Consider the following 17,215-nt stretch of genomic DNA (forward strand, 5'->3'; position numbering starts at 1 on the left):
CCGCAAAGGATTCACCCCGGCGATCTACCGTCCCCCGCCAGCGGAGGCCGGGAGAGGGCGCGTATGGCGCTCTGGCGGAGGGGTCACTGGGGCTGCTCCGGCGGCCCAAATCCGGACGCAGGTCCGGTAAACTGACTAGTGGAAGTACAAGGACGCACATGGACGTTGCGGTCCTCAACCCACTATCCCGGAGGAAGGCACGATGCCCCACACCGAGATCATCAGCATTCGCCGTGATCGGCTCATGCTGAGCATCGCCGCAATAGACGCACTCGCGGCGGTCCTCGCTCTCATCACCCGCTAGAACACGCTGCCCCGGCAGCCCGTGCAGCGTGCGGGTTGCTGGGGTTGCTAGGCGGCTGCTCGCCGCTTCGGCAGTGCCGGCAGCTCTGCCGGTCGCCGCCGTCTCGTCGGACGCCGGTAGCCGGCCGCACCCCGCACGCTGCTCACCTGCCACCTGGCCGCGCCTCGCAACGTTGGCACGCCCTCCGCGTTGAGGGTGTCGGCGATCTGCTGGTACGTCGCTCTGCCCTCACGCATCGACCGGATGCGGGCGGCCAGCTCCCCGTCAACTGCCGGCCGCAGCTTGCCCTTCGCCGCCGCTACAGCCAGCCCGTCAGCCGTGCGCGCTGCAATCGTCTCGCGCTCCCACTCGGCGACGGACGCCATGACGTTGCAGATAAGCCGGCCGCCGGGAGTGGACGTGTCAACCCCAACGTCGAGAGCGACCAGCGCAGCGTCAGCGGACCGGAACCATTCGAGCAGCGTCCCGAAGTCGATCACGCTCCGGCTGATCCGGTCAAGCTTGGCAGCGACCAGCCCGTCAGCCTCGTCAGCCGCGATCAACCCCAACGCCTCCATCAACCCCGGCCGATGCGTGTCCCGGCCGCTGTAGCCGTCGTCCGGGATGACCTTGACGAGCGTCCAACCGCGACGCTCGACCTCTGCACGGATCGTCGCCTCCTGCGCATCGAGGGAATGACCGCTGCCGTTCTCGGCGACTGACTTCCGCACGTACCCGATGACCTTCAAGTGCCCTCCGTCGCTGGGGTTGCTTGTGCAGCCGTTCCGCTGCACAACCTGGGCGACGATCAGAGCACATCGGCGTTCGTAATCCAAGGGTCGCTGGGGTCGCTGTTTCTATGGTGACATTCGCGCCAGAAAGAATCGAAACACCCCGTTGCGACGGGCAATATCTCGCGGGGGTGGGGTCACATACGGCGTGAAATTCACATGTGGTACAGAGCCTAATTGACCCCAGCGCCCTTACCGCGCAAGCCGCCCCCAGCGTCCCCCTACTGGCGCATGGTGAACGCAAGTGTTCATAGCGTGTCTTGCATGCCAAAAATCCTGCTTTCCTGCCTTCTGGGCGCTGCTGCCCTGATCGCTGCCGGCTGCGGCGGCTCGAACCCCACGCCGGACAGAACGACGACCGTTGCCGAAGACCCCGCGCCCGTCGAGCAGAAGAACAGCGGAGACGACTGCGACGCGAAGGGCATCAACGCGACGGAGGGGAAGACCGGCACATGCACCATCGATGACGTGACCTACCGCGTCGTTGACCGGCGGGACCGGCTCAAGCTCCAGCGCACGACCACGGCACTCAAGGACGTGTATGTGCTTGAGGAGGTCGGGATGCCGGACGGCTACGCTGGCGAGCCGGTGAAGCCGGAGAACGGCCGCTTTGTCGTACTGCGGATCGGTGTCCGCAACAACTCGAACCAGCCGCTTGAAAAGGCGCTGCTCGCGCCGTCCGCTGCCCTGATCGTCGGGAGAAACGAGTACGCCTCCTCCGACGATGGCGCGGCGGCCTACTACCAATCGATGAACCTCGGTCTGCCGCAGTCGAACACGATCCAGCCGAAGACGGCGAGCGACGCCCTGGTCGTCTTCGACCTCACGCCGGGCGTGGCCAGAGCGGTCAACAGACGTGGAAGCTCACTGCGGCTGGGGTCGTCCAACGCCGATGAATCGTCGCTCGTCGGGGTGATCCGACTCTGGAAGTAGCTCCAGTCAACCGGCCGTGCTTCCAGCGGTCCGCGTTAGGGTGCGCTGGAAGCCGACGAAAGGAACCGCAGTGGCCTACACGGTGTACGAGATCCGGGTCAACGGAGAGAGAGTGACCAACCTGAACCTCTCGATCTCGGGACCGGAGCACGCAATGGAGATCGCGGCGAGAGTCAGCGCCATGACGGAACAGCCGGACCTGGTCACGGTCGGGAGAGTCGTCATCGATCCCAGCTTGACCGGCGGCGACCGCATCAAGACGGAGACAGTCGCGACGTTCGTACACGGCGAAGAGGTCGACCCGGACGATCTCGAAGCAGCAGCCGAAGATCTGGAGCCGTACTACAACCCGCACTTTCCGGAGGATTAGCGAGCCGGAACAGCGAGTAGGCCGCTAGTGTCGAGCCATGCCAACACACGAACCGGAGCTGTCTGAGCCGTACTACGGTGGAGACTTCTACGACGGCGGGACCTACGACAGAACGCCGCCGGGCGCGACGATCCAGTACTTCTACACGGAGGACGACGGGTATTCGTACGACCCTGACGCGCCCGGCGAAGTCGAATGGCTGACCGAAGCGGTCGCCGCCGGCCCGGACGTGGGCTGGTCTGATGACGCCGAGCGCCGGAGAACCGGGGAGGCCATCTTGCGCCACTACTTCGCCCGCGAGCCGACGAGGGACGAGTTGGACACGTTCATGGAGGAGATCGCCCCGTCTCTCCAGGACGGACAGCCCTTTGCGATCGGCACGGACGTTCTCCGCAACGCCGGTCTGGACAGGTAGCAACGCGCTTCCAGGGCGGCGACCCTCGCCGCCCTGGAAGCGCGCCGCCGGAGGCGGCTATGTCACAGATATGTCACGCCTGGGCAACAGCCGCCCATGGCTCCATAGCCCCGAAAACGAGAAAAGCGCCCGTTACCAGGCGCTTTTCCCCTAAGCCCTCTGACGGACTCGAACCGTCGACCCCTTCCTTACCATGGAAGTGCTCTACCAGCTGAGCTAAGAGGGCAGCGGTTGCTCAGCGTAGCGGAAGGCGGCGCGCGGCGCTGCGAGGACCGTCAGCGCTCGCGCAGCAGCGCGGTCGCGGCGGTGGCGGTCAGGGGGCGGGCGAAGTGGAAGCCCTGGGCGAGCGGGCAGTCGTGCTCGACGAGGAAGCGGCGCTGGGCCTCGCTCGTGACGCCCTCGGCGACGGTCGTCATCCGCAGCGCGGCGCTCAGCTCGACGATCGCGGTGATCATCGCCGCCGCCTGCGGGTCGTCGGGGACGCCGCGCAGGAACGACTGGTCGATCTTCAGCGTCTGGACCGGCACGTCGCGCAGGCGCGCGAGCGACGAATGGCCGGCGCCGAAGTCGTCGATCGCGAGCCGGACGCCGAGCTCGTGGAGGGCGAGCACGACCGGGTTGCCGCGCTCGGCGTCGAGCATCGCGGCCGACTCGGTGATCTCCAGCGTCAGCGCCTGCGGGTCGATCCCGTGCTGCGCCAGCGCAGCGCGCACCGTACCCGGGAAGTCCGGCCTGCGCAGCTGGCGCGGCGAGACGTTGACGTGGACGTGGCTCGCCAGCCCGGCGTCGACCCAGTTGCGCTGCTGCGCGCAGACGGCGTGCAGGACCCAGCCGCCGATCGCCTCGATCAGCCCGGCGTCCTCGGCGAGCGGGATGAACTCGTCGGGCCCGACGAGGCCGCGCTCGGCGTCCTGCCAGCGCACGAGCGCCTCGAAGGCGCGCAGCTCGCCGGTCGCGGGCGCGACGATCGGCTGGTAGTGGACGACGAAGTCGTCGCGCTGGAGCGCCCGCCGCAGCTTGCTCGTCAGCGACAGCCGCGCCAGCGTCCGGCGCGAGTCGCCGCCGTAGCTCGCGATCCCGCCGCGGCCGGCCTGCTTGACCTCGTACATCGCCGCGTCGGCGTGGCGCAGCAGCGTGTCGGCGTCGGCGGCGTCGTCGGGGTGGATGCTGATGCCGATCGACGCGCCGACCTCGAACTCGGCGTCGGCGAGGTGGAACGGCTCCAGCAGCGCCGTCTCGACCTGCTTGGCGACCGCCTCCGCGCTCAGGCGCGGGTCTCTGTCGAGATCGGTCAGCAGGATCAGGAACTCGTCGCCGCCCTGGCGCGCCAGCAGGTCGGTCGAGCGCACGACGCCGCGCAGCCGCACCGCGATCCGCCGCAGCAGCTCGTCGCCGGCCGCGTGGCCGAGGCTGTCGTTGACCGCCTTGAAGTCGTCGAGGTCGACGTACAGCAGCGCGACCGACTGGCCGGTCCGCCTCGCGCGCGCCAGCGCCAGCGCGAGGTGCTCGTCGAGCAGCGCGCGGTTGGGCAGCCTCGTGAGGCTGTCGTGGTAGGCGAGGAAGGCGATCTGCTCCTGCGCGCGGCGCCGCTCGGTCACGTCGGTGAAGGCGGACACGACGCCGTAGGGCCGGCTCTCGCCCTCCCTGATCAGCGGGTGGCTGGTGACCGTCGCCCACACCTCCCAGCCGTCGTCGCGCTGGAAGCGGACGACTCTCTCCGGCTGCGGCAGGCCGCTCTCCAGCGCCCGCCCGGCGGTCGAGTTCTCCCGCGTCACCGGGGTGCCGTCCTCGAAGGTCATCGAGACGCCCGGCGGCGCGGTACCGAGCCGCAGCAGCTCCTCCTCGGAGCGGGCGCCGAAGATCCGCGCCGCCGCGGCGTTGCAGCTGACCACGCGCCCGTCGGGGCCGTAGATCAGCAGCCCCTCCTCCAGCGCGCCGATCACGGCGCGGTTGCGCTCCTCGCTCTCCGCCAACGCCGCCTCGGCGATCCGGGTCGCGGTCACGTCGGTGATGATGCCCTGCGTCAGACGCGGTCTACCGTGCTCGTCCCGGATGACGGTGTCGTGCTCCCACACCCACACGACGCTGCCGTCCTTGGCGATCAGCCGGTACTCGCAGTCGAACTCCTTCTCCTCGCGGAAGGCGTAGCGCGTCTCCGCCATCACGCGGTCGACGTCGTCGGGATGGACCTGCGTGTCCCACAGCGACGTCTCGCCCAGCCAGCCCTCCGCCGGGAAGCCGAGCAGCTCCTCGATCTGCGGGCTGACGTACATCAGCGTCCCCAGCTCGTCCCAGTCCGCGACGTAGGTGACCGCCGGGATCGTCTCGATCAGCGTGCGGTAGCGCGACTCGGTCTCGGCCAGCTCGACAGCGGCCGTCACGCGCGCGGTCACGTCGCGCAGGATCCCGATGTAGCGGCGCACGACGCCGTCGTCGTCGCGGACCGGCATCAGGAAGATCTCGTTCCAGAATGCGGAGCCGTCGCGCCGGTAGTTGCGCGCCGTCACCCAGCACTCCTCGCCGGCGTGGAGCGCCGCCCGCATCTCGGCGACCGTCGCGGGATCGGTCTCCGGTCCCTGCAGCATCGAGAGGCTGCGGCCGAGCACCTCCCTGGAGCGATACCCGGTCAGCTGCTCGAACGCCTCGTTGACGAAGGCCGCCGCCCAGCCGCGCTCCTCGTCGCGCTCGCAGATGACGATCCCGTTGTTGGTCGCCGCGAGCGCCCGCTCGTGCAGGTCGAGCAGCGCGGCGCCGCGCCGGTAGCGGAGGTGGACGGCGACCTGGCCGGCGAGCGCGGCGACGTCGGCGACCAGCGGCTCGTCGATCCGCGTCCCCGGCTCCAGCCGCAGCTCCAGCACCCCCTCGCAGGCGTCGCCGGCGATCAGCGGGATCGCGATCGTCCCGTGGGCCCAGACGGTCTCGCGCCGCGCCCGCGCGACCCGCACCGGGTCGCCGTCGCCGTGCGGCTCGGCGGCGCGCGCCGGCTCGGCGGCCGGGGCGGGCTCGGCCGTCGGAGCGGGCTCGGCGGCCGGAGCGGACGGGTCGGCCGGAGCGACCTGGGCGGCCGCAGCGGGCTCGACCGCGGCGGCCGAATCGGCGGCGCCCAGCACCGCCACGGGACGCAGGTCGCCCCGCGTCGCGACCTCCCACGCGACCCCCGCGCCCGCCTCGAACAGCTCGGCCAGCACGCCGAGCGCCTCCCGCAGCAGCTCCTCGGGCGACAGCTCGGCCGCGAGGCGGTCGGCGAGCGCGCGCTGGGCGCCGAGCAGCCGGGCGGCCCGCACGGCGGCGCGGCGGTCGTCGGCCCGCTCGCGCTCGCGCGCGACCGTCTCGGCGAGCCGATGGCGCTCGGGCTCGTGCGCGATGAGGGCACCGTCGCCGTCGCCGTCGGGCCTGTGCGCGTCGGGCTCGGTCAGCACGAGCGTGACGTCGGCGGCGCGGGCCAGCTCGAGCGCCCGCTCGACCTCGTCGCGATCGCGCAGCCCGCAGACGAGCACGTGCCAGCCGCCTCGCTCGAGCGCCTCCGGCAGTCCGACCGGATCGTGCAGCGTCACCGCCTCGATCGGCCCGACGCCGCCCCGCAGAGCATCGACGAGCGTGGAGGCGGCGTCCGGGTCTCGATGGACGACGAGCGCGCGCACGGTGGGTTCAGGAGGCCGGCCCCCGGTCTTCGTCACCCGGGTCTGTTGGTGGTTACTGCCTCGCCCCCTCGAATCCTGCATCGGACCGCGCCTGCCTCCCAGCGCGGAAGCACCCCGCTCCCGTTCGCCGACCGTCGTCGCCTCGCCCACCGTCAGGCTACCCACGTGGGACGGGCGCGTCGCTCCCGCCGACGCGCCGGTTTCCGTGCCGCCCAGCTGCGCCGCACGCGCGATCCGTACGATCCCGGCCCATGAGCGACGATCGCGACGCGGCGCTGGACGCGCTGAAGGACCAGCTCTCCGAGCTGCTCGCGGCGCAGCGGCGGCTGCGCGGGCGGGACGCCGGCCAGCGCGGGGGCGCGCTCAGCTTCCCCCAGTACCGGCTCGTGCGCGAGCTGGCGAGAGCCGGGAGCGAGGGGATGCCCGCGACGCAGCTGGCGGCCGCGGCCGAGCTCGCGCCGCCGACCGTCACGCAGATGCTCGACCAGCTCGCGCAGTGGGGCTACGTCGAGCGGACGCGCTCCGAGCGCGACCGCCGCGTCGTCACCAACCGGCTGACCGACAAGGGCCGCGAGCGGCTCGCCGAGAAGGACGCGCAGCACGCCGAGAAGTGGCGCGCCGCGTTCGCCGACCTCGACCGCGACGCGCTCTCCGCCGGCGTCGCGGTGCTGGAGCGGCTCGGCCGCCTCTACGACGATCTCTGAGCGGAGCGCTCCGCCGACCACGCGCCCAGCAGCGCCCGCGCCGCCGCCTCGACGATCCGCTCGCGCTCGCGCTCGGCGCCCGCGGGCTCCTCCCCGGCGGTCGTCGCGTCGAGCCAGCGGCCGGCGAAGCGCAGCGCCGTCGAGCGCGCGAGCGCGAGCGCTCCGCGCCACTCGTACGCCTCCGGCGCCTCGCCGAGGTCGCCGAGCGTCAGCACGTCGACGGCGATCGCGAGCCCGGTCTCCCACGTCCCCTCGCCGCCGGCCCGGCCGACGCTGGCGTCGTGGACGAAGACGAGCGCGGCCGCGACCTCGACCCACAGCCCGCGCGCGGCGACGAGGTCGGCCGGCTCGATCCCGGTCATCGTCATCGACTCGAGCTGCCAGAGGAGGTGGTCGAGGTGGGCGAGCGTCGCGCCGGGCCGGACGTAGACGTGCAGCGGCGCGTCGTGTCCGGTCCCGCGCAGCAGCGCGCGCCCCTCGGCCGCGATCGGCTCCAGCTCGCGCACCGCCTCCATCCCGCTCTCGACGGCGACCGGGCCGGCCAGCAGCTCCTGCGCGACCAGCTCGGCGGCGGCGATCGCGACGACGTCGGCGCCGACCGGCGCCTGCGGCTCGGCCGACGCGCCCAGCAGCTCGATCCGCTCGCGCAGCTGCGCGGCGGTCGGCCGCGGCCCGGCCGCTCCCGCGCGGCGCAGGCGCTCCCAACGCCGCAGGGTCCGCTGCAGCCGCGGCGGCAGCCCGACCGCCGGCGGGTCGCCGCCGGGCCGCCGCGCGCGTGCCGCCGCGTCGGCGAGCGCCGTCAGGCGCGCGAGCAGCGCCAGCGTCTCGTCGCGGTCGACGCCGTGGTAGACGATCGCGACGGCGTCGCCGACGTAGGCCTCCAGCGCCGCGCGCGAGGGCGCCGCCGGCGGCCGTGGGACGGAGGGCGCGACACGGCGCAGCGCCGTCTCCAGCGCGGCGACCGCGTCAGGCGGGGCGTCACTGAGGTCAGGTGGATCGGTGGGCGGGTGCTTCATGTGTGGATGTCGCCCCGCGCGTCGCCGCTCCCCCCGGCGAATCGCCCGCGCCGGCCCCGGGTGCCGTGCGACACACTGCGTCGGCCGCGGCGCGCGTATGGTTCAAGGCAGCTTCCCCACGATCGAGGATCCGCCAATGTCCAGCACGCTCATCGTCGGTTTCGACGGCCGCGACCATGCGGCCGACGCGCTCGCGCTCGGGCGTCTGCTCGCGAGCCGGACCGGCGCCAGGCTGCTCGTCGCGTGCGCCTATCCCGAGGATCCGCTCGGCGAGAGCGGCGCCGCCGCCGACGTCGGGACCGACGTCCGCCACGACGCCGAGGCGGCGCTCGACAGAGCGCGCGCGCTCGTCGCGGGGCAGGGCGGCGAGCCGGTCGAGGTCGAGTACCACGCGCTCGCGGGAGCGAAGCCGTCGCAGGTCCTCCACGACCTCGCCGAGCGCACCAGCGCGACCGCGATCGTCGTCGGCGCGACCCATCACGGCGCCGCCGTGCGGCTGCTGACCGGCTCGACGCCGGAGCGCGTGCTCGACGGCTCGCCGTGCGCCGTCGCCGTCGCCCCGGTCGGCTACGCGGACAGGGTCCCGACCGGCACGGCGCCGCTGCGGATCGCGGTCGCGTTCGACGACTCGCCGGAGGCCGACCAGGCGCTCGACGTCGCCGCCGGGCTGGCGCGCGCGGCCGGCGGCCGCCTGCGGATCGTGACGGCCGTCAACGGCGCGGTCGGCCTCTACCCGCCGCTCGACCCGAGCGCCTACGCCGAGATCGCGGAGATCGCGCGCACCTCCGCGCGCGATCGGCTCGACGCCGCCGTCGCGCGGCTGGAGGGCGTCGAGGCCGACGTCGCCGTGCTCGACGGCGAGCCGGCCGTCGTGCTGCTGGAGGACGCGCAGGACGACGACCTGCTCGTGACCGGCTCGGGCGGCAAGGGGCCGTTCCGGCGCGTGCTGATGGGCTCGGTCTCGCGCACGCTGCTGCGCGAGGCGGCATGTCCGGTCGTGATCGTCCCCCGCGCCGACGGCGAGGGGGCGTCGTCATGAGGGCGGCGCTGACGCTGACGCGGTACGTGCTGCCCGCGGTGATCGTGGTCGTCGGGCTCGTCTTCGTCGCGATCGACCCGGCCGGGAACTGGGAGGGCGCCGCCTGCCTGATCGGCGCCGGGCTGTCGGTCTCGCTGCTGAACCTCCTCCACCGGATCGGCGTCGACGGCGACGACGACCGCGACCGCGAGGCCGCCCAGCGCCGCTACTTCGACGAGCACGGCCACTGGCCCGACGAGCGGACCGGCTAGCCGGTCCGCCTGCCGGCCCCTGCGGCCGGCCGCCGGTCGTCAGCCGCGCCCGGCGGCGAGCAGCTCGCCGACCGACCGCGCCAGCGTCTCGACGGCCAGCTCGACGTGGTCGGGCCGCGTCGCCTCGTCGCGGTGGTGGCTGATCCCGTCGACGCTCTGCACGAACAGCATGCCGGTCGGGATGCCGCTCCGGGCGAGCTGCCACGAGTCGTGCAGCGGACCGCTCGGCAGCCGCTCGCAGCTGCCGGCGACGGCGCGCGCGTTGCGCTCGAGCAGGTCGATCAGCGCCGGGTCGAAGGCGACCGGTTCGAAGTGGTCGAGCGGCCGCCAGCTGATCGAGACCTGCTGCTCGGCGGCGATGCGATCGGCGGCGGCGCGCACGTCGGCGTGCAGCTCGCGCAGCGTCTCAGCCTCGCCGTGGCGCTGGTCGAGGCGCAGCTCGCAGCCCTCCTGGACGACCCAGCCGACCCGCGGCCGCGTCGCCAGCGACGCGATCGTCGCCAGCCCCCTCCGCGCCAGCGCGGCGTCGTGGGCGGCGGCGGCGAGGCGGACGCCGGCGAGCGCCGCGTCGCGGCGCAGCTCGAACGGCGTGCCGCCGGCGTGGGCGCTGCGCCCGCGGATCGTCGCCTCGCTGCGCGTGATGCCGAGCGTGCCGGTGACCGCGCCGAGCGCGACGCCGGCCCGCTCGAGCACCGGCCCCTGCTCGATGTGGAGCTCGAGCGCGGCGACGACCGGCTCGAGCCGCCGCCGCGCCCGCGGCGCCGCCGACAGGTCGACGCCCTGGCGCGCCATCGCGGCGGCGAGCGTGACGCCGTCGGCGTCGGTCAGCGCGGCGACCTCGCCGGGCTCGACGACCCCGCAGGCGAGCCCCGACCCGAGCAGGCTGCGCCCGAACCGCGCCCCCTCCTCGTCGGCCCAGTCGACCAGCGCCAGCGAACGCCGCGGGCGGCCGCCGGCAGCGACGGCGCGCAGCACCTCCAGGCCGGCGACGACGTTGAGGCTGCCGTCGAGCCGCCCGCCGTCGGGGACGGAGTCGAGGTGACCGCCGACCAGCACGGTCTCCTCCTCCCTCCCCCGCAGCAGCGCCCACAGGTTGCCGGCCTCGTCGCGCTCGACGTCGACCGGCAGCTGCTCGAGCCGCCCGATCAGCCAGCGGCGGGCCGCCGCCCACGGCTCGGTCCAGGCGAGCCGCTGGGCGCCGCGCTCGTCGCCGGTCAGCGCGTGAAGCTCGTCGAGGTCGGCCAGCACGCGCCCGCCGTCGATCGCGGCGTCACTGCGCATCGAGCGCTCCGTCCTCCGGCGCCGCGACCGGCTCCTCGGCGGCGACGACGGCGGGCGGGCGCAGCCAGTCGACGTGGCGGACGGGGCGCTCGTCGACCGTCAGCCGGAAGACGTCGGGCCGGTTGTAGTGGCCGACCGCGTCGAAGGCCTGCTGCTCGTCGCCGATCATGGACAGGTCGGCGTCGGCGTAGACGATCTCCTCGCGCCCGGCGACCGGGCCGGCGATCCATCTGCTGTCGGGGCCGATGATGCCGGTGCCGCCGAAGATCAGCTCGTCGCCGCCGTCGCCGTACTGCGCCGCGACGTCGAACGCCTCCGGCATCTCGAAGTCGGCCGGCACGTCGGAGCGGCGGAAGTAGGAGCCGACGCAGAGCACGAAGCAGCGCCCCTCGAAGGCGTAGTGCTGGCTGGCGAGGTGGTGGATCGGCGGCATCGTCGGCCACGCCGCGACGTGGATCTGCTCGCCCTTGGCATGCATCGCGAAGCGGTTGAGCGGCATCCAGTGCTCCCAGCAGATCGCGCCGCCGACCCGTCCGATCGGCGTGTCGTAGACCTGCAGGGCGCTGCCGTCGCCCTGGCCCCACAGCATCCGCTCGGCGTGGGTCGGCATCAGCTTGCGCCGCACGCCCATCACCTCGCCCTCGGCCGAGATGTAGAGCAGCGAGTTGTAGAGCGTCCCGCGCGAGTAGTCGCCGTCGCGCTCGTTGATGCCCATCACGACGATCGTGCCGGCGCGGCGGGCGGCCTCGCAGAGCCGCACGGTCGCGTCGTCGCCGACGGTGACCGAGTTGGCCTGCAGACGGGCGTAGAGCCGCTTCGCGCGCCGGTCGTCCCAGCCGGCGGCGCCGTACATCCAGAGCGGGTAGCCGGGGATCCACGTCTCCGGGAAGGCGATCAGCCGCGCGCCGTTGCGGCCGGCCTCGGCGATCGCCGAGACGGCCTTGTCGACCGTCCGGTCGCGGTCGAGGAAGACGGGCGCGAGCTGGGCCGCGGCGAGGCGGACAGAGGTCATCGGATCATCTCCGTCTGGGTCGGGAGGGAGCCCGTCGCCGCGCGACGCTCGCGCAGCTGGGCCGGAAGTCCGGCGAGGCCGTCGCTCGTGACCAGGGTCACGACGAGCATCACCACGCCGGCGGCGATCAGGCGCAGCGCGCCCGCATCGAGGAACTGCTGGTCGATGAAGAGGAGCAGCGCGGTGCCGAGCAGGACGCCGCGGGCGGAGCCGATCCCGCCGACGACCATCATCGCGAACAGCAGCAGGAGCGTGTCGAAGGAGAAGATCGTCGGCGAGATCCCGCCGAAGAAGGCGAGGTAGCAGGCGCCGGTGAAGCCGATCATCGCCGAGGAGACGACGATCACGACGAGGCGGATCCGCACGACCCCGATCCCCAGCCCGCGCGCGAACGGCTCGCTGCCGCGGGCCGTCCGCAGCAGCGTGCCGACGCGGCCGCGGTCGAGCGCGGCGTAGACGATCAGCGCGACGATCACCAGCGCCAGCGCGGCGTAGTAGCGGACCATGCCGCTGCCGACGGCCGACAGCGACTCGGGCGCGAAGGTCGGGGCGCCGTACAGCCCCTGCGCGAGGCCGAGCGGCTTGCTCTGCACGACGAAGGAGCGCGCCAGCTCGACGAGGCCGAAGGTCAGCAGCGCGAAGTAGACGCCGCGCAGGCGCAGCGCCGGCAGCGCGACGAGCAGGCCGACGACGACGCCGACGATCGCGCCGGCCGCCAGCATCGCCGGCCACGGCAGCGACAGCTCGATCGCGGCGTAGCCGGCGCCGTAGCCGGAGATGCCGGCGATCGCCAGCGTCGCGAAGGAGTAGATGCCGGCCGTCCCCATCACCAGCGCCCACATCAGGTTGAGCGCCGCGTAGACGCCGAACAGCACGCAGGTGTTGAGGAAGGCGTCGCCGAAGTCGGTGACCGCCGGCAGGTAGAGCGCGAGCAGGAACAGCGCCGACCAGAAGGCCGTCCCTCTCGGCAGGATTCCTCTAGGCACGGGCTTCCTCCAGCAATCCGGCGATCCCGCGCGGCCGCACGAGCAGCACGACGGCGAGCACGACGAAGAGGGTCATCAGGACGTACTCCTGTCCGAGGTAGGTGGCGGTCAGCGCCTCCGCGACGCCCATGACCAGCGCGGCGACGATCGCTCCCGGGATGCTCCCGAGGCCGCCGAGCACCGCGACCAGCAGCCCCTTGACCAGCGGGACGAAGCCGACGTCGGGGTTGGCGTAGAAGGTCTGCGCCAGCAGCACGCTGGCGAGGCCCGCGAGGCCGCCGCTGAGCGCGAGCACGCCGAGCGCCATCCGGTTGCGGCTGACGCCGACCAGCGCCGCGCCCTCGCTGTCCTGCGTGAGGACCCGCAGCCCGAGGCCGAGGCGGGAGCGCCGCAGCACGACGGCGACCGCCCCGAGGACGACGGCGGCGCTGACGATCGCGCCGAGCTTGTCGGCCGTCACGACGCTGCCGGCGATCGTGACCGAGCCCTCGCCGAAGACGGCCGGCAGCGCCTTCGCCGACGGCCCGAACAGCTCGAGCAGGAGGTTGGCGCCGACGAGGCTGATCGCCAGCGTCGCGATCAGGTGGCGCGTCTCCCAGTTGGGCCGGTCGTAGAGCGGGACGACGACCAGCAGGTAGATCGCGCAGCCGACCAGCGCCCCGCCGGCGACGCCGCCGGCGAGCACCACCGGCGCGGAGTCGCTGAGATGGTCGGCGGCCAGCCAGCCGCCGTAGGCGCCGACGGCGAACGCGACGCCGTGGGCGAGGTTGAGCATGCCGAGCGCCGCCCACGTGAGCGAGACGCCGATCGCGACCAGGCCGTAGATCGCCGCCAGCGAGAGCGCGCTGAAGATGACGTCCATCGCCCTATCTCCCCTCCGCGACGGCCGCGGCCGCCGCCGGCAGCTCCTCGGCGATGCGCCCGGCGTGCAGCCGCACGATCCGGTCGACGCCGCCGAGCAGGCTGCGGTTCTGTTCTGCGATCACCATCGCTCCGTTCTCCAGCTCCAGGGACATGAGGGCCCGCACCAGGCCGGTCGCGATGCCCGGCGCCAGGCCGAGCGACGGCTCGTCGACCAGGTACAGCTCGCCGTCGGCCATCAGGCCGCGGCCGACCGACAGCATCCGCCGCTCGCCGCCGCTCAACGTGCCGGCCGGCTGGTCGAGGTGGGGCACGAGCTTCGGGAAGAGGTCGAGCACCCGTCTGCGGCGCGCCGCCCGCCGCCGCCACGCCGCCGGCAGGTAGGCCCCCGACTCGAGGTTGTCGCGGACCGACAGGCCGGGGAAGACGGCGTCGCCCTGCGGCATCAGGATCAGGCCTCGGCGGGCCAGCTCGTGCGGCGCCGTGCGCGCGATCGAGCGGCCGCGCCACGACCGCTCGCCGTCGCACCAGCCGGCCATCCCCATCACCGCCCGCAGCAGCGTCGTCTTGCCGTGGCCGTTGAGGCCGACCAGCCCGACCCGCTCGCCGACGGCGACCTCGAGATCGATCTCCTCCAGCACCCGCATCGGGCCGTATCCGGCGCCGACGCCGCGCAGCACCAGCCCGCTCACGCGACCACCTCCGGGGCGTCGAAGTAGGCGGCCCGCACGGCCGGGAGGCCGAAGACCTCGGCCGCCGGGCCCTCCGCGAGGATCCTGCCGCGGTCGAGCACGAGCACCCGCTGGGCGACCGCGTCGAGGAACTCGAGCCGGTGCTCGACGACCCCGATCGCGAGCGAGCGGGCGCGGCGGACGTCGCCGACGATCTCGGTCAGCTCCTCGATCTCCTCCCCCACCAGGCCGCTGCACGGCTCGTCGAGCAGCAGCGCCGTCGGCTCGCGCATCAGCAGGCAGGCGAGCAGCAGCTTGCGGCGCTCGAGCGTGCTGAGCAGCCCAGCCCGCCGCCGCTCGGGCGCGGCCAGCCGGACCAGCGCCCGCGCCTCCTCCAGCCGCTCCTCCGCGAGCGTCGGCGACCATGCCCATCGCGCCGCGTCGAGCACCTCGCGCACGGTCAGGTCCTCGGGGACGATCGGCGACTGGTAGGTGCGGGCCAGCCCCAGCCGGGCGCGCTCGTGGGCCGGCAGGCCGGTCAGCTCGCGCTCGCCGAGCGTGACCGTTCCGCCCGACGCCGGCGCATGGCCGGAGATCGCGTCGAGCAACGTCGACTTGCCGGCGCCGTTGGGGCCGGCGATGCCGAGCACCTCGCCGGCGCCGATCGCGAGCGTGACGCCGTCGACGGCGACGAAGCCGCCGTAGGCGCGGCGCAGGTCGCTGCATGCGAGCATCGCGATCAGCTCCCCATCCACCGCGCCGGCTCGAACGACCCGCGGACGTAGGGCGCCGGCGCGATCGCGACGTGGCGCCCCTCCTGGACCTGGAAGAAGAGGTGCGCCTGGCCGAGCGACGAGTCGGGCGTCTCGTCGGGGTAGGAGCGGACGGAGGCCCCTCTCCCGTCCATCTGGTAGCCGCCGGTGACGCCGCGGTGGATCATCGCGCGCAGCGCGTCGCAGACGCGGTCGAAGTCGCGCGTGTCGCCGACCTCGCCCCATGCGCGCGCGAGCAGGTGGATCTCGTCGTAGGCGCTGGCCGAGTTGGAGAAGCCGGCCGGCTCGTCGAAGCGCTCCTCGTAGCGGCGCTCGAAGGCTCTGCCGAGCGCGTCGGGCAGGACCGCGACGTTGGCCGACCAGACGATCCCGTCGGCGGCGCTGCCGGCCAGCTCGATGAACTCGGGCACCGACGGCCCGTACTGCAGGTAGACGAGCGCGTCGGTCGGGTTGGCCGCGAACTGGCGCGCGAAGGCGGCCAGGTCGGCCGAGAAGAAGTGCGTGTTCATCACCACGCCCGGCTTGGCCGAGCGGATCTTGGCGAGCACCGCGCCCCAGTCGTTGATCGGCGAGATGATCCGCTCGCGGCCGGCGACCGTCCAGCCGCTGTCGGCGATCGCCTCCAGCACGGTGCTCGTGATGTGCTGGCTGTACGGCGTGTCGCCCTCGACGACGAAGATCGTCTGAGCCGACGGTCTCCAGCCGCCGCCCTCGGCGAGGGCGTCGAGGAAGGGGACGAAGTTCTCGCCGTAGACGGTCTCCGGCGGGCATGCCTGGAAGACCATCCGGTAGCGCTCCGGGTCGCCGGCGACGACGTCGACCTGCGCCTGCTGGGCGCTGACGTGGACGAACGGGGCGCCGTAGCGGGGCAGGATGTCGAAGGCCGGCTTGAAGCCGATCAGGTAGCCGGCGACGACGGCGTCGACGCGCGCGTCGACCAGCCGGCGGCAGGAGGCCGAGACCGCCTCCGGCGCGCTCACGTCGGTGTCGAGGACGCGCAGCTCCAGCGGCCGTCCGGCGACGCCGCCCGCGGCGTTGATCTCCTCGACCGCCAGCGTCGCGCCGTTGCGCATCTGGCGTCCGTCCTGGGCGACGCTCCCGGTCAGCGGGAAGAGCGCGCCGATCACGATCGGCCTGCCGTCGGCGACCCGGCCGCCGCTGCCGCCTCCGCCGCCGCTCTCGCCGTCGGCGACCTTCGCCCCGACCAGCCCGCCGGCGCCGCCGCCGGCGATCACGCCGCCTGCGGCAGCGCCGCCGAGGGCGCCGAGAAACTGCCGTCGACTCACCATCTCACACGTCCTCCACCTCGCGCTGACGGCAGCGGCGAGCGCGCACGGCGACAATGTCCGTCGCGACCGCCGGCCGTTCGTTCCCTTTGGTGCCCGGCCAGCCCCTGACGGGGCAGTCGCCGAGCTGCAGACGGACCACACGCTAGAGGCGATCGAGCGGGCTGTCAACTATATTTTCCAGCCGCCGGACGACCTTGGCAGCTCGGCGCTCCGAAGACCCGAGGCCGTAGACTCGCCCCCATGTCCAGCGAGCATCTCGAGGCGCCCGCGCAGCGCTCCGGCGAGCCGCGCGCCGACGCAGATGCCGCGACGCGCGCGGCGCTCGGCCGGCGACTGCGCGAGCTGCGGCTGGAGCGGGGGCTGACGCTCCGCCAGGCCGCGACGCGGGCCGGCCTCTCCCACACCTTCATCCGCATGATCGAGCACGGCGAGAGAGAGATCGCGATCTCGCGGCTGATCCGCCTCGCCGACGGCTACGGCGTGATGATGTCCGACCTCCTCTCCGAGCCGCGCGTCCCGGCGAGCGAGCCGGAGTTCGTCGGCCGCGACGAGGGCCGCGCGCTGCCGACCGCCGCCCCCGGCATCTCGATCGAATACCTCTCCAGCGCCTCCTGGCCGATGCAGCCGTTCATCGTCCGGCTCGAGCCCCACAGCGCGCTCGAGCAGCTCGTCCATCCCGGCATCGAGTTCCTCCACTGCGTCGCCGGGCGACCGACGCTGGTCGTCGACGGCGTCGCCCATGCGATGCGAGCCGGGGACACGCTCTTCATCCCCGAGCGGACGACCCACAGCTACCTCAACCGCAGCTCCCGCCCGGCGCGGATCGTCGGCGCCGTCCACCGCAGCGGGCTCGGCGACGCCGCCATCGGCATCGAGGGCGAGCCGGGCTGAGCGGCCGG

The 17,215-nt window shown here is 73.4% G+C and carries 17 protein-coding genes and 1 tRNA gene; 7 read left to right on the plus strand and 11 right to left on the minus strand.

Annotation, left to right across the window (positions count from 1 at the left end):
- Window positions 1–351: 351 nt before the first annotated feature.
- Complete coding sequence (locus tag BDZ31_RS13000) at window positions 352–1,032, minus strand: recombinase family protein (RefSeq protein ID WP_183342705.1); 681 nt, start codon at window positions 1,030–1,032, stop codon at window positions 352–354.
- 306 nt (window positions 1,033–1,338) lie between these two features.
- Between BDZ31_RS13000 and BDZ31_RS13005 the strand changes: the two genes are divergently transcribed.
- The 3 genes from BDZ31_RS13005 (at window position 1,339) to BDZ31_RS13015 (ending at window position 2,792) form a co-directional block, all read left to right on the plus strand.
- Window positions 1,339–2,007, plus strand: a complete 669-nt coding sequence (locus BDZ31_RS13005) for a hypothetical protein (RefSeq protein ID WP_183342707.1) — start codon at window positions 1,339–1,341, stop codon at window positions 2,005–2,007.
- A 70-nt stretch (window positions 2,008–2,077) separates the two neighbouring features.
- Window positions 2,078–2,377: a DAHP synthetase I family protein gene (locus tag BDZ31_RS13010; RefSeq protein WP_183342709.1), complete on the plus strand. Its 300-nt coding sequence runs from the start codon at window positions 2,078–2,080 to the stop codon at window positions 2,375–2,377.
- Between the two features lie 37 nt (window positions 2,378–2,414).
- Entirely contained in the window at window positions 2,415–2,792 is a 378-nt protein-coding gene (locus tag BDZ31_RS13015) for a hypothetical protein (protein ID WP_183342711.1), read from the plus strand.
- A gap of 153 nt (window positions 2,793–2,945) precedes the next feature.
- On the opposite strand, the gene BDZ31_RS13020 is transcribed toward BDZ31_RS13015, so the two are convergent.
- A tRNA-Thr gene (locus tag BDZ31_RS13020) sits at window positions 2,946–3,018 on the minus strand.
- Between the two features lie 49 nt (window positions 3,019–3,067).
- A complete protein-coding gene (locus BDZ31_RS13025; RefSeq protein ID WP_183342712.1) occupies window positions 3,068–6,433 on the minus strand; it encodes an EAL domain-containing protein in 3,366 nt (1,121 codons plus the stop codon).
- Between the two features lie 251 nt (window positions 6,434–6,684).
- Here BDZ31_RS13025 and BDZ31_RS13030 point away from each other — a divergent pair, with 251 nt between their 5' ends.
- On the plus strand, window positions 6,685–7,137 hold the full coding sequence (locus BDZ31_RS13030) for a MarR family winged helix-turn-helix transcriptional regulator (RefSeq protein ID WP_183342715.1): 453 nt from the start codon (window positions 6,685–6,687) through the stop codon (window positions 7,135–7,137).
- On the opposite strand, the gene BDZ31_RS13035 is transcribed toward BDZ31_RS13030, so the two are convergent.
- Window positions 7,122–8,153, minus strand: a complete 1,032-nt coding sequence (locus BDZ31_RS13035; RefSeq protein ID WP_183342717.1) for a hypothetical protein — start codon at window positions 8,151–8,153, stop codon at window positions 7,122–7,124. The genes BDZ31_RS13030 and BDZ31_RS13035 overlap by 16 nt on opposite strands.
- A 136-nt stretch (window positions 8,154–8,289) precedes the next feature.
- Here BDZ31_RS13035 and BDZ31_RS13040 point away from each other — a divergent pair, with 136 nt between their 5' ends.
- A complete protein-coding gene (locus BDZ31_RS13040) occupies window positions 8,290–9,192 on the plus strand; it encodes a universal stress protein (protein ID WP_183342719.1) in 903 nt (300 codons plus the stop codon).
- A complete protein-coding gene (locus BDZ31_RS13045) occupies window positions 9,189–9,443 on the plus strand; it encodes a hypothetical protein (protein ID WP_183342721.1) in 255 nt (84 codons plus the stop codon). Before BDZ31_RS13040 ends, BDZ31_RS13045 begins: the two co-directional genes overlap by 4 nt.
- A 39-nt stretch (window positions 9,444–9,482) precedes the next feature.
- Here the strand turns inward: BDZ31_RS13045 and BDZ31_RS13050 are convergent, their stop codons facing one another.
- Genes BDZ31_RS13050 through BDZ31_RS13080 form a run of 7 tightly spaced genes read right to left on the minus strand, consistent with a single transcriptional unit; the run spans window position 9,483 to window position 16,316 of the window.
- On the minus strand, window positions 9,483–10,724 hold the full coding sequence (locus BDZ31_RS13050) for a Zn-dependent hydrolase (protein WP_183342723.1): 1,242 nt from the start codon (window positions 10,722–10,724) through the stop codon (window positions 9,483–9,485).
- Window positions 10,714–11,736: a carbon-nitrogen hydrolase family protein gene (locus tag BDZ31_RS13055; protein WP_183342725.1), complete on the minus strand. Its 1,023-nt coding sequence runs from the start codon at window positions 11,734–11,736 to the stop codon at window positions 10,714–10,716. Before BDZ31_RS13055 ends, BDZ31_RS13050 begins: the two co-directional genes overlap by 11 nt.
- The gene (locus BDZ31_RS13060) at window positions 11,733–12,722 is read right to left on the minus strand and encodes an ABC transporter permease subunit (protein ID WP_183342727.1); all 990 of its coding nucleotides are present in this window, start codon (window positions 12,720–12,722) and stop codon (window positions 11,733–11,735) included. The genes BDZ31_RS13055 and BDZ31_RS13060 overlap by 4 nt, the downstream gene beginning before the upstream one ends.
- A complete protein-coding gene (locus BDZ31_RS13065) occupies window positions 12,715–13,584 on the minus strand; it encodes a branched-chain amino acid ABC transporter permease (RefSeq protein WP_183342729.1) in 870 nt (289 codons plus the stop codon). The genes BDZ31_RS13060 and BDZ31_RS13065 overlap by 8 nt, the downstream gene beginning before the upstream one ends.
- 4 nt (window positions 13,585–13,588) lie before the next feature.
- Complete coding sequence (locus BDZ31_RS13070) at window positions 13,589–14,275, minus strand: ATP-binding cassette domain-containing protein (RefSeq protein WP_221243044.1); 687 nt, start codon at window positions 14,273–14,275, stop codon at window positions 13,589–13,591.
- Entirely contained in the window at window positions 14,272–14,988 is a 717-nt protein-coding gene (locus BDZ31_RS13075; RefSeq protein WP_183342731.1) for an ABC transporter ATP-binding protein, read from the minus strand. Before BDZ31_RS13075 ends, BDZ31_RS13070 begins: the two co-directional genes overlap by 4 nt.
- Before the next feature lie 5 nt (window positions 14,989–14,993).
- Complete coding sequence (locus tag BDZ31_RS13080; RefSeq protein WP_183342733.1) at window positions 14,994–16,316, minus strand: ABC transporter substrate-binding protein; 1,323 nt, start codon at window positions 16,314–16,316, stop codon at window positions 14,994–14,996.
- A gap of 240 nt (window positions 16,317–16,556) precedes the next feature.
- Between BDZ31_RS13080 and BDZ31_RS13085 the strand changes: the two genes are divergently transcribed.
- A complete protein-coding gene (locus BDZ31_RS13085; RefSeq protein WP_183342735.1) occupies window positions 16,557–17,207 on the plus strand; it encodes a helix-turn-helix domain-containing protein in 651 nt (216 codons plus the stop codon).
- The last annotated feature ends 8 nt before the right edge of the window (window positions 17,208–17,215 follow it).

Source organism: Conexibacter arvalis (genome assembly GCF_014199525.1).
GTDB classification, from domain to species: domain Bacteria; phylum Actinomycetota; class Thermoleophilia; order Solirubrobacterales; family Solirubrobacteraceae; genus Conexibacter; species Conexibacter arvalis.

What these genes read in the sequence shown, in the direction of transcription:
- BDZ31_RS13005 (WP_183342707.1), top strand. Translation starts at nt 1,339, where the DNA reads ATGCCAAAAATCCTGCTTTCCTGCCTTCTGGGCGCTGCTGCCCTGATC.
- BDZ31_RS13015 (WP_183342711.1), top strand. Translation starts at nt 2,415, where the DNA reads ATGCCAACACACGAACCGGAGCTGTCTGAGCCGTACTACGGTGGAGAC.
- BDZ31_RS13030 (WP_183342715.1), top strand. Translation starts at nt 6,685, where the DNA reads ATGAGCGACGATCGCGACGCGGCGCTGGACGCGCTGAAGGACCAGCTC.
- BDZ31_RS13035 (WP_183342717.1), bottom strand. Translation starts at nt 8,153, where the DNA reads ATGAAGCACCCGCCCACCGATCCACCTGACCTCAGTGACGCCCCGCCT.
- BDZ31_RS13040 (WP_183342719.1), top strand. Translation starts at nt 8,290, where the DNA reads ATGTCCAGCACGCTCATCGTCGGTTTCGACGGCCGCGACCATGCGGCC.
- BDZ31_RS13045 (WP_183342721.1), top strand. Translation starts at nt 9,189, where the DNA reads ATGAGGGCGGCGCTGACGCTGACGCGGTACGTGCTGCCCGCGGTGATC.
- BDZ31_RS13050 (WP_183342723.1), bottom strand. Translation starts at nt 10,724, where the DNA reads ATGCGCAGTGACGCCGCGATCGACGGCGGGCGCGTGCTGGCCGACCTC.
- BDZ31_RS13055 (WP_183342725.1), bottom strand. Translation starts at nt 11,736, where the DNA reads ATGACCTCTGTCCGCCTCGCCGCGGCCCAGCTCGCGCCCGTCTTCCTC.
- BDZ31_RS13065 (WP_183342729.1), bottom strand. Translation starts at nt 13,584, where the DNA reads ATGGACGTCATCTTCAGCGCGCTCTCGCTGGCGGCGATCTACGGCCTG.
- BDZ31_RS13075 (WP_183342731.1), bottom strand. Translation starts at nt 14,988, where the DNA reads ATGCTCGCATGCAGCGACCTGCGCCGCGCCTACGGCGGCTTCGTCGCC.
- BDZ31_RS13080 (WP_183342733.1), bottom strand. Translation starts at nt 16,316, where the DNA reads ATGGTGAGTCGACGGCAGTTTCTCGGCGCCCTCGGCGGCGCTGCCGCA.
- BDZ31_RS13085 (WP_183342735.1), top strand. Translation starts at nt 16,557, where the DNA reads ATGTCCAGCGAGCATCTCGAGGCGCCCGCGCAGCGCTCCGGCGAGCCG.